14 protein-coding genes are annotated in these 14,984 nt (G+C 64.8%); 3 read left to right on the plus strand and 11 right to left on the minus strand.

Annotated elements, in window-relative coordinates; genetic code table 11:
- Window positions 1-20 precede the first annotated feature (20 nt).
- Window positions 21-1,658, plus strand: coding sequence for a GMC oxidoreductase (locus QQZ18_RS15535; RefSeq protein ID WP_284541821.1), 1,638 nt, complete (start codon window positions 21-23; stop codon window positions 1,656-1,658).
- Window positions 1,655-2,404: a WecB/TagA/CpsF family glycosyltransferase gene (locus QQZ18_RS15540; RefSeq protein ID WP_284541822.1), complete on the plus strand. Its 750-nt coding sequence runs from the start codon at window positions 1,655-1,657 to the stop codon at window positions 2,402-2,404. The genes QQZ18_RS15535 and QQZ18_RS15540 overlap by 4 nt, the downstream gene beginning before the upstream one ends.
- Here the strand turns inward: QQZ18_RS15540 and QQZ18_RS15545 are convergent.
- The 11 genes from QQZ18_RS15545 to QQZ18_RS15595 form a co-directional block, all read right to left on the minus strand.
- Complete coding sequence (locus QQZ18_RS15545; RefSeq protein ID WP_284541823.1) at window positions 2,367-3,593, minus strand: glycosyltransferase; 1,227 nt, start codon at window positions 3,591-3,593, stop codon at window positions 2,367-2,369. The two genes, QQZ18_RS15540 and QQZ18_RS15545, sit on opposite strands and share 38 nt — an antisense overlap.
- Window positions 3,590-4,477 (minus strand): glycosyltransferase family 2 protein, encoded by an 888-nt coding sequence (locus QQZ18_RS15550; protein WP_284541824.1) that lies wholly within the window; start codon window positions 4,475-4,477, stop codon window positions 3,590-3,592. Before QQZ18_RS15550 ends, QQZ18_RS15545 begins: the two co-directional genes overlap by 4 nt.
- A complete protein-coding gene (locus QQZ18_RS15555; RefSeq protein ID WP_284541825.1) occupies window positions 4,474-5,754 on the minus strand; it encodes an O-antigen ligase family protein in 1,281 nt (426 codons plus the stop codon). The genes QQZ18_RS15550 and QQZ18_RS15555 overlap by 4 nt, the downstream gene beginning before the upstream one ends.
- A complete protein-coding gene (locus tag QQZ18_RS15560; RefSeq protein WP_284541826.1) occupies window positions 5,751-6,995 on the minus strand; it encodes a lipopolysaccharide biosynthesis protein in 1,245 nt (414 codons plus the stop codon). The genes QQZ18_RS15555 and QQZ18_RS15560 overlap by 4 nt, the downstream gene beginning before the upstream one ends.
- Window positions 6,992-7,702, minus strand: a complete 711-nt coding sequence (locus tag QQZ18_RS15565; protein ID WP_284541827.1) for a polysaccharide deacetylase family protein — start codon at window positions 7,700-7,702, stop codon at window positions 6,992-6,994. The genes QQZ18_RS15560 and QQZ18_RS15565 overlap by 4 nt, the downstream gene beginning before the upstream one ends.
- Entirely contained in the window at window positions 7,692-8,354 is a 663-nt protein-coding gene (locus QQZ18_RS15570; protein WP_284541828.1) for a sugar transferase, read from the minus strand. Before QQZ18_RS15570 ends, QQZ18_RS15565 begins: the two co-directional genes overlap by 11 nt.
- Complete coding sequence (locus QQZ18_RS15575; RefSeq protein WP_284541829.1) at window positions 8,351-9,448, minus strand: endo-1,4-beta-xylanase; 1,098 nt, start codon at window positions 9,446-9,448, stop codon at window positions 8,351-8,353. The genes QQZ18_RS15570 and QQZ18_RS15575 overlap by 4 nt, the downstream gene beginning before the upstream one ends.
- Window positions 9,449-10,441, minus strand: coding sequence for a UDP-glucuronic acid decarboxylase family protein (locus QQZ18_RS15580; RefSeq protein ID WP_284541830.1), 993 nt, complete (start codon window positions 10,439-10,441; stop codon window positions 9,449-9,451).
- A 30-nt stretch (window positions 10,442-10,471) separates the two neighbouring features.
- Window positions 10,472-11,869, minus strand: a complete 1,398-nt coding sequence (locus QQZ18_RS15585) for a GumC family protein (RefSeq protein ID WP_284541831.1) — start codon at window positions 11,867-11,869, stop codon at window positions 10,472-10,474.
- Window positions 11,870-12,173: 304 nt separating this feature from the next.
- Window positions 12,174-12,632 carry a YbaK/EbsC family protein gene (locus QQZ18_RS15590; RefSeq protein WP_284541832.1) on the minus strand — a complete coding sequence of 153 codons (459 nt, stop codon included), beginning with the start codon at window positions 12,630-12,632 and terminating at the stop codon, window positions 12,174-12,176.
- 1 nt (window position 12,633) lies between these two features.
- Complete coding sequence (locus QQZ18_RS15595) at window positions 12,634-12,840, minus strand: DUF1737 domain-containing protein (RefSeq protein ID WP_284541833.1); 207 nt, start codon at window positions 12,838-12,840, stop codon at window positions 12,634-12,636.
- A 238-nt stretch (window positions 12,841-13,078) separates the two neighbouring features.
- Between QQZ18_RS15595 and QQZ18_RS15600 the strand changes: the two genes are divergently transcribed.
- Window positions 13,079-14,953 (plus strand): ABC transporter ATP-binding protein/permease, encoded by a 1,875-nt coding sequence (locus QQZ18_RS15600; protein WP_284541834.1) that lies wholly within the window; start codon window positions 13,079-13,081, stop codon window positions 14,951-14,953.
- The last annotated feature ends 31 nt before the right edge of the window (window positions 14,954-14,984 follow it).

The raw sequence follows: 14,984 nt of genomic DNA on the forward strand, positions 1-14,984 counted from the left end.
AAAAAACAGAGGAATAGACTTTGATCTCGACCTCGTTGACGGCCCCGCCCATTGCCGATCACGACATCTGCATCGTGGGATCCGGCCCCGCCGGCCTCGTGCTGGCTCTCGAAGCGGAGCGACTCGGAAAACGCGTTCTGGTGCTGGAGTCCGGTTCGGCGCGGCCCGACCGCCTGCAGCAGGGCCTGTCGGATGCCGACATCGTCGACCCATTGCGCCACGACGACATGTCGATCGCGGTTTCCCGGCAGTTGGGCGGCACCTCCAACCTCTGGGCGGTCCGATGCCAGCCGTTCGACCCCATCGACTTCGAGGCCCGCCCGAAGTTCACCGATGCCACCTGGCCGATCGGGCATGCGGACATTGCCCCCTATTACGATAAGGCCGTCGACTATCTCACAGCCGGCGCCGACGTATTCCGGGCGCCGATTGACAACGTCGACATCGACGACGATGCCATCGACTACACGCGACTTGAGCGCTTTTCGCGCGTTGCCGCCATTCAGGTGGCGCATGCGGCCGATATCGAGCGTTCATCGCTGATCGACGTTCGTCTCAACGCCACCGTCGTCGATATGACCTTCGAAAGCGGACGCATCGCCAGCCTGACGGTGGCCGACCGCGACGGCACGCGACGTACGTTGCCGGTGAAGACGGTCGCGCTCGCCGCCGGCGGCCTTGAAAGCACGCGCCAACTGCTGGCTCTCCAGAGCAAGCACCCTCACCTCTTCGGTGGCAAGGATGGACCGCTCGGCCGCTACTACATGGGCCATGTGATCGGCGAGGTTGCCGACATCACCTTCGCGTCCGACGCCCTCGACGCAGCCTATGACTTTTACCTCGACGAGCACGGCTCCTATGCCCGCAGACGGCTGATTCCGTCGGACGCCGCGCAACGCGAGCACGGTCTCCCCAACGTTTCCTTCTGGCCGGTTGTGCCGCCGGTAGCCGATGCCCGCCACAAGAGCGGCCTGCTGTCGGCGGTCTGCTTCGCCTTTGCCCTGAAGCCGATCGGACGACTGTTCATCGCCGAGGCGATCCGGAAGAGGCATATTCCCGACGATCTCGCCATCTGGCCGCACGTCGTCAACATCGTCCGCGACCTGCCACGCGCCGCCCTCAGCCTGACCACCTTTCTCTACCGGCGCTATGTGGCTCGCCCGCCGATGCCGGGCTTCTTCGTCCGCAACGCGGCACGACGCTACGGTCTGTCCTACCATGCCGAACAGATCCCCCAGCCCGACAGCCGCGTCACGCTCTCCGAGGACTACGACCGCCTGGGCATGCCGAAGCTGCGCATCGACTATCGCTTTGCCCGTGCCGACGCCGAGGCGGTATGGCGCGCCCACGAGCATCTCGCCGCCTGGCTGACGCGGACGGGGGCAGGCCGTCTCGAGTATCGGCAGCCTCCCGAAGAGACGGTGGATGCCATCCTGGCGCTTGCCGCCCACGGCACGCACCAGATCGGCACCGCCCGCATGGCCGCTCGCCCCGAGGATGGTGTCGTCGATCCGGATCTCCGCTGTTTCGGCGTCGACAATCTCTATGTCGTGAGTTCGGCGGTGTTTCCGACATCAGGACAGTGCAATCCGACGCTCAGCATCGCCGCCTTCGCCGTGAGGCTCGCCGAACACCTCTGCGGCGGGGAAAAACCGTGACCCACGTCCATCCCTTTCTCGGCATTTCCTTCAGCTGCGGACCGATCGACGACATCGTCCAACTGATCGTCGATGCGGCGCGCGGGGACCGGACCAGGATGCTGGTGACGCCGAACGTCCACCATGTGGTGGCGCTCGACCGGCAACTGCCGCCGGAAACGGTGGCGACCTATCTCTCCGCCGATCTGTTCCTCTGCGACAGCAAGGTGCTTGGCCGCCTCGGCCGCTGGAGCGGCCTGGCGCTGACGCCGCGCACCGGCACCGACCGGGTGGCCGACGTGCTGGCGGCGCCGGGCAACCGCGATCTCGTCATCGCCATGGCCGGTCCCTCCCAGGTCCAGGCCGAAGCGATGGCGTCCCGGTTCCCCGATTGGCGCTTCCAGCTGATCGAGACGCCAGCGCGGCTGGTGCCGGGCACGGAGGAATGGAGAAAGACCGTCGCGATGGCGGCCGAAGGCGACTGGCAGATCCTGCTCTCCTGCCTGTCGTTTCCCAAGCAGGAACTGTTCGCCGCCGACGTAAGGGCGGCACGGCAGAACAAGGGCGGCGTCATTCTCTGCGTCGGCGCCGCCGTCGACTTCCTGAGCGGCACGTTGCCCCGGGCACCGGATGGCTGGCAGCGGCTGGGGCTCGAATGGCTGCACCGGTTGCTGTCCGAGCCGCGTCGCCTGTGGCGCCGCTATCTCGTGGATGGCCCCAAGGTCTTCCTCATCTATCTGAGGCAACGTCGCTCGGGCTCGTCCTGACCGCTTCGGCTACCGCCGCCCGATAGCGGGCGATCGTCCGCTCCGGAGCAAGGCGCTCGTAGAGAACCGCGGAAGCGGCAGCGATCCTCGCGCGGTACGCGGCATTGTCCTCGACCAGTTTCACGAGGGCGGCGGCGATGTCCGACGTGTTGCCCGGCCGGACCCCGACACCCACATCGAGCCCGTCGAGATAGCCGTCGATGCCGGAGCCGAGCGTGTGGAGAATGGGTGTGCCGGCGAACAGGGCCTCCGGATAGACCATGCCGAAAGTCTCCTGATGCGAGGGCAGCGCCATGGCAAGAGTGCCGCCGAGATGCGCGAGCAAGTCATCGTGCGGCATGAAATCACGCAACAGCACTCGCCCCTCAAGCCCATGCGCGGCGATCAAGGCCCGCACGCGAGCCAAAGCGTCCTGCGGCCCCTCGCCGATCACCTCGAGGCTCACATCGGAAAGTCGATCGCGGACGCGGGCGAACGCGGCGATCAGCTCCGGCAGCCCCTTCTTGTCGATCGCTCGCAGCGACATCGGGGCCACGATGATCGGTCTCGGCGGCTCCGGCTCGATGACAGGCCGTGCGTTGAAGACGATGTTGGGCAGAAGGTCGGTCTTCCGAGGATCGACGCCGGTGTAGCGTTCGAAGCCGCTCCGGTACCAGGCGGACACGTGGTAGATTCTGGCGGCATCGCGCGCGATGCGTCGAAACCACGGACGATAGGTCGGCTTGGAACGGAACACCTTGCGTTCCACCTCGCCCCGCATCGAGCAGAACAGCGCCGCGCCGAAACGGCGGGCGACGAGCCAGCCGGCAATCCCCTCGAAGGTGAAGCGATGGCTGTGCACGATATCCGGCCGGATCCGTTCGGCCGCGAGAAAACGGCTGATCCGGCGCGCAACCGCAAATTGGCAGGCGGCCATGCCGATGCCGAATGGCGGCGCAAAATAGCGATAGACGATCAGCCGTCGTCCTTGGAAATCGCCGAAGTCGCGCCACTCGACCCGGCGCGGATCGACGACGCGCTGAAGGGATACGACCACCTGCGGATGATCGATCATGCGGTCGACGAGCCGGACCACCGCGTCGGTGATCGGCGGTGGTCGGATGGGATCGAGGTAATCGGAGGAGATGTGCAGGATCGTCGGCCGGAGGCCGCTCGCCGGTTCCTTGCTGCCGATTGCCGCGTCCCTCATCCCCACGCCGCCATCGGCCGCGAACCGACGACCCCCTTGAGCTTGCCGATGTTGACGGCGGCGCGCTTGCCGTAGCGGAACGCCCTCGCCCGATCGAACGGCCTCAGGATCAGCCAGAGCCCCGTACCGACCGCGAGTTTCATAACGGCATCGACGGTCAACGCGAGACGTGCCGCCCGACCGCCATCCCTCAGGCGCGTCTCGGCATAGATCTGGCCACCCCGGACGGCTCGGCGGAGAGCATAGGTCGGCGTGGCCCGATCCGGCGGAATGTCTTCGTAAGCGCGGGCTCGGTTGGTGACCACCATGCGATTACCGGCAGCGGCGAAGCGAAGGAAGAAGTCGTGATCCTCGCCACCCGTCCGGCCGAAGGCGGGGTCGAACCGCAAATCGCCGAGCGCCGACCGGCGGATCAAGGTGTTACCGGTGCGCCCGTTCGGATGGGGGCGACCGTCGTCGTTCCAGTTCCAGTCCTGGAAGAGCGGATCGGCGGCGGCGAACCACTCGGGCGTGCCGTTGGGATAGCGCGGGAAGACGGGCCCGAACACGGCGTCGGCCGCAAAGTCGCGCGCGGCCGAGAGATGGCCTTCGAGCCAGTCCGGTTCGACCGTTTCGTCATCGTCGACGAAGATGAGCCAGTCGCCGGTCGCCGCATCGAGGCAGGCATTGCGGGCATGCGAGACGTTGCCGGCACCGACGGGCACGACACGGAGCGGCAGCCCAAGATCGCGGCCGGAGACAAGTTCGGCCACCTTGCCGTCGGGACTGTCGTCGGCGATGACCACTTCGACGGATTCGCCGTCCGGAATCCGGGTCTTGGCCAGACTTTCGAGCGTCGAGAGCAGGAAGGGGCGGCCCATGCTGGCGATGAGAATGGAAATCACGTCAGCGCCCTTCCATTGCGTAGCGTCACGGCCGACACCATCATCAGCATGAAGATGACGTTCGAAGTGGTCATGCCGTGTAGCCAATCGGTTTCAAGCAGATTCTGCCAAAGCAGGTAGAAAAGGCAGGACGTCATCAGGATGCCGGCGCCGACATCCCGGTCGACCAGACGATCGATCCACCAAGCGATCATCAGAATGATGGAAAGGAGCATCGCCACCGCGATCACTCCGCCTTCGAGTGCCATATCGACATAACCGTTGTGCGAATGCGGGGCGCGGGCAATGAAGGTATCGGTCATTCGCGACGCCGGAGACGCCGGCCCGATACCCCAGAACGACTGGAACCCCCAACCGGTCAAGGGCCGCTCCGCGATATGGGTGGCCGAAAACTTCCAAAGGTCGGTGCGGCCAGTGAAGGTTGGGTCTCCGCTCACCGCGCGCGACACGTCGCGGTAGTCGAACCCTGGGATGCCGCCGCTCACCAGAAAGGCCGCAGGAATGGTCAGGATGACCATCAGGATCGGAAGCGAGATCCTGAGGCGACGACGTATGGCAACGGCGAGAACGGCTGTCGGTGGAACGAGCAGCAGCAGCCCGAGCGAAGTCTTGGAGTGGCTGATCAGCAGCAACCCGAGGATCGCCGGCAGGCACAGAAAACCCGCCACCCTGATACGATGATCGGCGCGCGTCATGGCATAGATTGCGAACAGGCCGGCTATGGCTGCGTTGGCCCCGAGCGCGTTCTTGTGGGTGTAGATCCCCGGAAAACCAATGGACGTCGTTGGTATGACGGCAATCGAAACGACATTCACGACAACGGCGGCGACCGTTACCCAGAACATCGGCCTCAAGACGTCGTCCAGGCAGTCGGCCAGCAGCACCGCCGGTATCAGGCTCAGTATCAGGAGGACGTAGAGCGAAAGCCGGGTCAAGGTCGTCGACGGTGCGAGCGCCCAGGCGGCAGTGAGCGCCAGGTAGCCGAAGAAGGCGAGAAGCAGACAGGCGCCGAACAGCCTGAAACGGCCGATCCGATGGCGTTCGGCAACCAACAGGATCACTGCGAGAACGGCTAGCGCTGGGAAGAAGAGACGATTGAGGAGCGCCGGTTGCGCCTCCGCCACCGGACCGGTGGCGAGATCGGCTGGCACATAACCACGGGCGTAGACGAGCGGCCATATCAGCAAGACGTAGGCGAGATGGGCCGCCGGCAGCAAAGCGGCGAGACGACGACGATAGCCCTGTCCGATGCCCCCGTGGGCGATGATGTCGCTCATTGCACACCACCTTGCCGGTTCGCGTCGAAGGCGGGCGAGCGGAGATCGCGCATCGTCAGGGCGCCGAAAACCAGAAACTCCATCAGTGCCACGCCGGCGAGGCCGAGCGCGGCAGTCGAGGCGTCGAGCCCGACGGCCAACAGCGCGAAGACCAGCAGCGGCGCTATTATCGCACCGCCTAGGCCGACGATGGCCAGTGCGCGGAATTGCCGACGGGCCTCCATCAACGCCGCCATCACCGAGGTCTGGCCGACAACGAGGGCATAGAGCCACCAGCAGACGAGATTGCCGGCCATGTCGCCATAGCGGTCGCGGAAGGCATAGGCGTCGATATACGGCCAGGCGACCCAGAGAAACAGGCCATAGAGCGCCGCCGCACCGGCGATGACCACCATGCCGGAGCGGAGAAGCTGCAGTACCGAGGCGACCTCGCCTCTCGCCAGTTTTTCTACCAAGCGCGGTCGGGCGACCCGGCACCAGGCCGTTCCAACCAGAAGCAGCGGCGACACGCCGACCCGCCCGGCGTTGAGCATGCCAAGCGCCGCGGCGTCGCGCATCCTTTCGACCAGAAAGACATGGCTGCGCGCCATGACCTCATTCTGAAGCGCACCTTGCAGCGCCCAGCGGGTATCCTTCCAAACGCCCCGGTAGGCGGACAGATGGGAAGAGAACCGGCCGAAATCGGCCTTGAGGTCGAAACGACAGCAGATGAAGGACAGGCAGTTGCCGGCCGACAGCGCTGCAAGAGTGGCCGTGGCAGGCGGCAGGACTTGCCAGAACGCCACCGCGAACACCACCGTCGCCACGATTGCAATCGCATCATAGAGGAGCGTGAGATGGACGCTCCCCTTCACCACCATGAGATTGCGGACGTACTCGCGAACCATCAGCGTGCCGAAGTAGGCAATCGCGGCCAGCGATAGCGACATGTCGGCACCGATAACGGCAGCAAGACCGAAGCTTGCCGGCATCACCAGCAGCACGAGCACAAGATTGGCCGAGGTGAGCATCGACAGGGCCGCATCCGCCTCCTGCGGTTCCCGTCCGGGCAACAGATAGTTGAGCGGCATGACGACGAGCGCGTTCTGGGCCGAGGCAGCGAAAAAACTACCTGCGAGCAGAAAGGCGAAGCGGCCGAACTCATCGGGCGTGGCGAACGCAATGAAGGCCAGGTTCAGCAACAGGTTGAAGGCGCTGTTCAGAGCCTGATCGACGAGGGAAAGAAAGACGGCACGCTTCATGGCAGACCGGCAAAGGTTTTCAGCCGAACCGACAGGTAGCGCAGACGACACCGAGTTGCGTCGTACCAATTGCCCCGACGGGTGCCCACGGCGAGCAATGCCTGCTCGTTTCCAATCTTCAGCATGTTACGCGGCTTGATCGCCACCGACGTCAGGGCAAGGCCCGGGCGGCAAGTATGCACCTCGCGAAAGCCCATGGCGAACAGATGATCGAGTATGCGGGCGTCGAAGCGACCGAAGGGCGGGGCTACCACATCGACCGGTCGCCCCAATATCCCTTCCAGTGCGGCCCTTCCCTCCTTCACGTCATCGACGAACTCCCGCTCCGATATGGAGGTCCAGTCGAGATGAGCGGCGCCATGCACGCCGATTTCCATACCGAGAGCGTCGAGCGCCCGGATGTCGTCAACCGTGAGGCGACCAGGACGGCCGAGGAAACGCGTCGGCACGAAGAAGGCGCCAGCGACGCCGTTGCGTGCGAGCCATGGGGCGAGCAGATCGATGTCGGAGCGAAAGGCGTCGTCGCTGGTGATCCTCAACCGCGTACCGGTCTTCCGGCTCATGGCGAGCAGGTCGTCGAGAAGCGGCCGCGCCGCCGAAAACGGCATCCAGGACGTCAGCTCGTCGTCGCGCGCGTCCGGCTCTTCGGCAAGGTCATGCAGGCCGACGATCAGTTCGAACCGCGGCGTTCCCCTTTCAACTTCCACGGCGCGCCTCCGACTTCCACGGCGACCACCAGGGAAGAACCGTCGCGAACAGGATGCGGAGATCGAGGAGGAAGGACCATGTCTCGATATACTGAAGATCGCGCGCGAGACGGGCGGCCATGGATTCTTCGGTCGGCGTCGGGCCGCGATGGCCGGTGACCTGGGCGAGTCCGCTCATGCCCGGACGAACGGCATAGCGGGTCATGTAGCCCGGGAGGATGTTCCGATAGTGTTCGTCGAGCGCCAGCGGATGCGGACGCGGGCCAATCAGCGACATGTCGCCGAGAAGAACATTGAAGAGCTGCGGCAGCTCGTCGATGCTGGTCCGGCGAAGAATGTTGCCAAGACGCGTGATGCGCGCGTCCCCAACCGTGGCCTGGCGAAACGCCTCCCGGCTCGCCGCCGCCGTCATGGTGCGGAACTTGTAGATGCGGAAGGTGCGGCCGCCAAGGCCGTAGCGGTCCTGCGGAAACAGTACCGGGCCGGGGCTGTCGAGCCGGATCAACATTGCGACGAAGAGCAGCAGCGGCGCCAGCAACACCAAGCCGCACCCTGCCCCCACGACATCGAAGGCGCGCTTCAACCAGGACCGGGCGGCCACAGGATGGCGGGCTGCGCTGCGCAGGATGTCTTCATCGGTGAAGTCGGTCATGTCGAGTGTCGAGTCCGCGTCGATGCAAAGAGGGAAGCGAGGGCGTCGCGCATCGGGGCCGGCCGATAGGCGTCGTCATAGGGAAGCCCCTGATTGTCGGTCATGTCCGCCGCACGCCGACGCAGCCAGCTATCGTCGTCGGAGAGCCCCCAGGTCACGACGCCGGCAAGCGCCGAGCTGTCCAGGGCAACGGAGAGCACTTTTTGAACCTCGGCCGCCGCCAGCCTGCGGCGCTCGGACATCGAGCGGCCATGGGCGCTCGGCGCCTCGGTAACGTCGAGTTCGGTGACTGCGACCGTCAGGCCGAAGTCTTCGAGACGCTGGAGGAACCGCCGAAAGATGCGCTCGTCGAAGCGAAACCGCGTGTCGAGGTGGCATTGCATGCCGAAGCCATGGATCGGAACTCCGGCCTTGATCAGCCTTTCAAGGAGACGAAGGGTGCCGGTGCGTCGGCGCTCCTGCCAATCCTCGGCGTAGTAGAGGTGGTCGTCGTTGAGGTAGAGGCGCGCCGACGGCGCCGCCTCGGCGGCGAGGTGGAAGGCCTCGGCGACGTAGTCCGGCCCGAGCATGGCATAGAAGGGGGTGCGGCGCATGAAGTCCGCGCCGCCGTCATAAGGTTCGATCGCCTCGTTGACCACGTCCCACTCGAAAATCGCATCGCGGTAACGGCCTGCCACCTCCGCGATGTGCGGGGCGACGAAACGTCGCCAATCGGCGGCGGTAGACAGTCGCTCGGCACCGGCCGGCAGATGTTCGTGCCAGATCAGCGTGTGACCGCGCAACCGCTTGCCACGCCGCGCCGCGCTGGCGACGATGGCATCGCAAGCCCGGTAGTCGGGATCGTCGCCCAGAGCTTGGACCAGCGCACCCCATTTCATCTGCCACGCCGGCACCCAGACCGAGCACTCGCCGTCGAAGAGGCGGATATGGCGGGCCTGATCGGAAACGTCCGAATGAGTCACTGCCACGCCGAAATATCGTCCTGACCGGGCCGCCAGTTCGCCGAGCCGAGCCGATCGCGCCGCGGCGGACACCGGTGGGGCGAGGGAAAGACTTGCGCAGGCGGCGAGCAGGGATCGGCGCGTCAGAGGCATTCAGACGACCGACTGCAGCGGGGAAGAGCGACTGTCGGCCGGCTGATCGGCGACGATATCGCGGAAATAGGCGATGGTCGGTCCGAGACCATCTTTCAGCGAGATGGTCGGCCTCCAGTCGAGCAGGCGCTCGGCCTTGGCGATGTTCGGCCGGCGACGGCGCGGATCGTCGGACGGCAAGGGCAGATAGGTGACCGGCGAGCGCGAGCCGGTCATCGCCACCACCATCGCCGCGAGTTCGGTCACGCTGAACTCGCCGGGATTGCCGAGATTGACGGGCGTGCGGACGTCGCTGGCCATGAGGCGAACAAAACCTTCGACGAGATCGTCGACGTAGCAGAAGGACCGCGTTTGCGATCCGTCGCCATAGATGGTGATCGGCTGGTCCTGCAACGCTTCCACGACGAAGTTGGAGACGACCCTGCCGTCATCGGGCTGCATGCGCGGTCCGTAAGTGTTGAAGATGCGGGCGATGCGGATATCGACGCCCTTTTCCGCCGCATAGGCATGGAACAGCGCTTCGGCCGCCCGCTTTCCCTCGTCGTAACAGGCTCGCTCTCCGAAGGAATTGACGTTGCCGAAATAGTCCTCCGGTTGGGGATGGACCAGGGGATCGCCGTAAATCTCACTGGTCGAGGCGAGCAGCACCCGCGCTCCGGTTCGCAAGGCGAGGTTCAGGACATTGATCGCGCCGAGAAGGTTGGTCTTCAGCGTCGAGGTCGGGCTCTCCTGGTAATGCGGCGGCGAGGCAGGGCAAGCGAGATGATAGATCTCTTGAACCCGCAGGTTGGGAAGCGGGTCGGCGACGTCAGCCTGGATGACCTCGAAATTCGGGTTCGATGCTTGGTGCAAATGGTTCGAGCGACTCCCAGTGTGGAAGTTGTCGAGGCTGATGACCTTGTTTCCTTCCATGAGCAGACGATCGCAGAGATGGCTGCCCAGGAACCCGGCTCCGCCGGTGACGAGAACCGTCTTCTGGCAAGATGCGTACATTTCTCGGATGTGACCTTTTTGGCGGCGAGCTTACTCGGCGGCGGCGAGATGCCGTTTCCGCAGTGGTTGGACGGGTGCCGGCCGGCGTCGCTTCGGTGGGCCGATGAGAAGATAGAGGAACCAGGCCGTTCCGAACCCCACGACGCCGCCCAGAAAAGCGCTTGCCGCGAGGATCACCTTGGCTCTGGGCGCGGTCGGCCTGACCGCAGGTTGGGCCGATGAAATGACGCGCGCCGTCGTGGTCGGTAGCGAGATCTGCTCGCGCGCCTGTTTGGCCTTGGTGGCAAAACTGTCGAAAAGCTCTCGGTTCTGCTTGGCAGTCTGTTCGAGCTCCTTGAGCTTCACCGAAGCCGCATTGGAACGGGCGAGGCTATCCTGCGCCTTGTCGAGCATGCCCTGCAGCGCTGCCTGCTGCGCGGCTGCGGCGCGATAGTCCGCCTCGGCCTTGGCAAGCACGCGGGCAAGTTCGGCATCGAGGGCCTTTTCGAGAGCCCTGCGGTTTTCCCTGGCGCGGACCAGTCTTGGATGGCGAGGTCCGAAAGTGTCGGAAAGCATGCTTTCCTCCGCCTGCGCCTGTCCGATCTCCATGCGAAGCCGGTTCGCCATGTCCGATGCCGAGGTACCGGCGCCGTTTTCGCGCAAGGCGTCGAGCGCAGCCTTGGCGGCCTCCGTCGCCACTGAAGCGCTAACCATCTGGCTACTCAGTTCGCCCACCTGCCGCTCGGCCAACGGAACCCCGGCGGTGTCGAGCAGCCCGTTCTCGCGCCGATAGTCCTCGATGGCCTGCTGGGACTGTTCGGCGGTCCGACCAAGTTCGGCAAGGCGCGCTTCAAGGCTGGCGGCGGACTCGCGTGCACTGTCGTCGACGACGCTTTGCCCGTTGCTGAGATAGATGTCGCTGAGCGCATTGGCGAGCGCGGCGGAGCGGGTCGGCGATTCCGTCGTCACCGAGACGTCGAGAACATAGGTGTTGTCGACGCGCTTGACGTTCACGGCCTTCTGCAAGGTGGCGAGCGCCCGATCGAAGGGCGGCACGCCGCCGGACCCGCCGCTCCCCGCTCCGGTAAGCGACGCAGAGAGCATTCCCCGCAGATCGGCCAATGGGCTGGACGCTTCGCCGACGAAGTCCGGATCGGTGTCGAGCCGCTCTCGGGACACCAGTTCTCCGAGAACCGAACGGGACGTGAGGATCGTCATCTGACTGTCGACCAGCGCGCCGTCGGCACCTTGCGACGACGAGCCCATGCCCGTGGGCGCCACGCCGAGATCGACGAGAGTGCGTGCGCGGGGGTCGATGAAGATGGAAACGGTGGACGTGTAGGTCCTGGGGGTGAGCCAGACGAAGGCGAGACCTGCGAGGATGAACAGGGAGACGATAGCCGCAACTAGCCTCCAGCGCGACGAGAAAGCTCGTGCGACAAGACGCAAGTCATCAGCAAGGCTGGCCTCGCTTGCGCGGCCGCCCGGATGTCCCGGTTCACCGATTTTCATAGCACCGACCCATAAGTGACGCGTGCGTTTCGAATGGGTCTCGTAACACGAACCGCTCGGCGTCGGGGTAGTTGAGTGAAAATCTGGTTAACAGAACCGGCGCACTTTGAGAATAGAATGACTAAAAACTAGGCGAGCAGCAGCCATGCACGATGTGCATTGCCGCCGCCCCGGAGATTTCGGCGAGGCCGGATTTGCAAGAAAAATCGTGACGGAGCAAACCCTCTGGGCGCCGCTGCCTTTACTGGCAGACGTCGACCCAGCTGGCGCCGACAAGCTCGGCCAGACGTGTAGTCTCTATGCGCACCGCCGCATTGGTTGCACCGGCGGCCGGCAGCACTTCGGGGAAGCGCCGGAGCGACTGATCGCAATAGATCGGCAACGCCGTTTTCAGGCCGAAGGGGCAAACGCCGCCGATGGGATGGCCGGTCAGCTCGACGACTTCATCGAGACCGAGCATTCGCGCCTTGCCGCCGAAAGCCTCGCGGGCCTTGCGGTTGTCGAGCCGGGCAGTACCGCCCGCCACCAGCAACATGGCTTGATCGCCAACCCGGAGGCAGATTGTCTTGGCGATCTGGGCCGGGTCGACGCCATGGGCGGCGGCGGCCTCGGCAACCGTGGCCGACGAGGCCTCGGTCTCGATCACGACGATATCGGGCGCGTTTTCAGCGAAGAAGGCCCTGACGCTGTCGAGGCTCATCTCACCACTCGCCGAGCTTGATGTCCGGCGTGTAGTCGACGCCGTCGACCTCCTTGACCACCGGCTGGCCGCAAATGACACGGCCCTGGACGGGATCGAAGGTGAGGGCCGGCGAACCGGCAAGCTGCCAACCCTTGTTGAGGGCGTCGGTAACCCGGTGGCAAAAGGCCGCATCGTCGGGGCCGGTCAGAAAGCGGTAGAGTTTCATCGGGTATCATCTCGCAAAACAGACGGATCGATCGAATAGTTTCGCCCGCCGCGGGCTTGTCAAGGTTGGGACTGCGGCTCAGAACTAGGCTTCCACCACTAATCCCTTTTGGCGATATCGCCCAGGCATAGGCTTAAAGAGGCGTTAAAGTTTGGGAGGCAGGCTTCGACATCAGAGTGTCCGGTCTGCCTTGGCGGGCGACGTAGGAGTAAATGCGCTGGCTACCCCTGTTTCCACGATGCGCAGCTTCTGGGGGCTGCTCAGGGCCTACTGGATCTCGGACAGGTGGCGAGAGGCCTGGGCACTGACCGGAGCCGTCGTGCTCCTGTCGGCAGCGGCCAGCAAGAGCGGCGTCTGGCTGGCACAGGCCTCCGGCTCATTCATTTCAACCATCGCCTCGTTCCACGACAGCAATGCCCCCGCCATCGACGAGGTGTTGATCGCGGCCGGTTCGCTCGTCGGCCTCGCCCTGCTGAAATACGTCCTATTCCTCGGCTTCCGCCATTACTTCTCGACCACGCTGCACCGCAAATGGCGCCAGTGGCTCGACGCCCAGTTCAACGCGGCGCTGCTCTCCGACCAGCGTCCATACTATCATCTCCTGGTGATGGGGGCCTCCGACGAAGGGGCCAACGTGCCCGACAACATCGACCAGCGCATCCAGGAATCGATCAAGGCGATGACCGGCAACGCGCTCGGCATGGCCATGGGTCTCGTTTCCGTGGTGACGTCGGTCTACTTCGTTGGCGAGATGCTTCTGTCCACTTCGGTCGCGGTCGAAGGGCTCGGCTTCCTCGGCTCCTATGCCAGCGCCGTTCTGGTATTCGCCCTGGCGCTCACCTATGTGCCGATATCCACGGTGATCGCCCTTCGAATCGGCCGCGTCATCGAAGCGCTCAACATGGCCATGCTGCGAGCCGAGGGCAGCTATCGCGCCGAACTGTCGATGCTGGTCCGCCGCATCCTGCCGATCGCCGCCGCGCGCGGGGAAAGGGTTCAGGCGTCGATCCACCGGCGGCAATACCAGGCGATCGACCGCACCTGGGGCCTTCAGAACAAGGTGTCGGCCATCTTTCTGGCCTTCAACGGCAGCTACACCTACATCACGCAGAGGGTCGTCGCCTACATGCCGAGCCTGCCCGCATACATGCAGGGCGGCATATCCTTCCGCACCTATATCACCGGCTCGGAGCTGGCCAGCGAACTGATCAGCGACTGCTCCTGGGTCATCCAGGTGATGCCGGACATCGCCAATCTCCGCGCCAACGTCAACCGCGTGGTCGAGCTGGCCGATGCCATCGAGCGCGTGCAGGATGCGCAGGCCTTCTATCGCGAGACCGGCGTTTCGGAGTTCCGTTACGAGCAGCAGGCAGCGGAGAAGGGGCTTTCTGTTCAGGGGCTTGAGTTGATGTTCTCCGGCAAGGAGGCGCAACCCTTCCTGCGCGTCGCCCGCCTGTCGATCAAGCCGGGGCAGTGGATCTTCGTGCGCGGCCCCTCGGGCTCGGGAAAGTCCTGCCTCATCAAGGCGCTCAATGGCCTTTGGCCTTATGGGCGAGGTCGGGTGGTTATGCCCGAAGGCATGAAGGCGCTCTACGCCTGCCAGGACACCCGGCTGCCGCAGGCCAGCCTCAAGCAACTGATCGCCATGCCCGAAGACGAGCATGAACACCGCGACCTGGAAGTGGCCGCCATCATGAGTGCCGTCGGTCTCGGCGAGTTCATTCCCTCGATGGGCAACCCCTACTATCGTGGCCGGCGCTGGGACGACGTGCTATCCGGCGGGCAAAAGCAGAAGGTGGTTCTCGCCCGCATTCTGCTGCACACGCCGGACGTGCTTTTCCTCGACGAAGCGACAGCCGCGCTCGATCCGGAGGCACGCACCGAGTTCCACCGGCTCGTCCGGCAGTATTGCCCGAAAGCGACAGTACTGTCGGTGATGCACGAGCAAACGCCGCCGGCCGACAACTTCGGCCGCCCCTTCTACCACGCCATCCTCAACATCGAGAACGGACGCGCCGGCCTTGAGCCGGTGGTCGTACCGGCGCCGGCGCCAATTCGCGACGTGCGCGGCGGTCTGCGTTCGATGCTTTCCGTGATGCGCCATCGCCCATGACCCCTAAGCGGGGACCAACTCGGACGTCCGG

The organism is Pleomorphomonas sp. T1.2MG-36 (assembly GCF_950100655.1).
Lineage (GTDB): Bacteria > Pseudomonadota > Alphaproteobacteria > Rhizobiales > Pleomorphomonadaceae > Pleomorphomonas.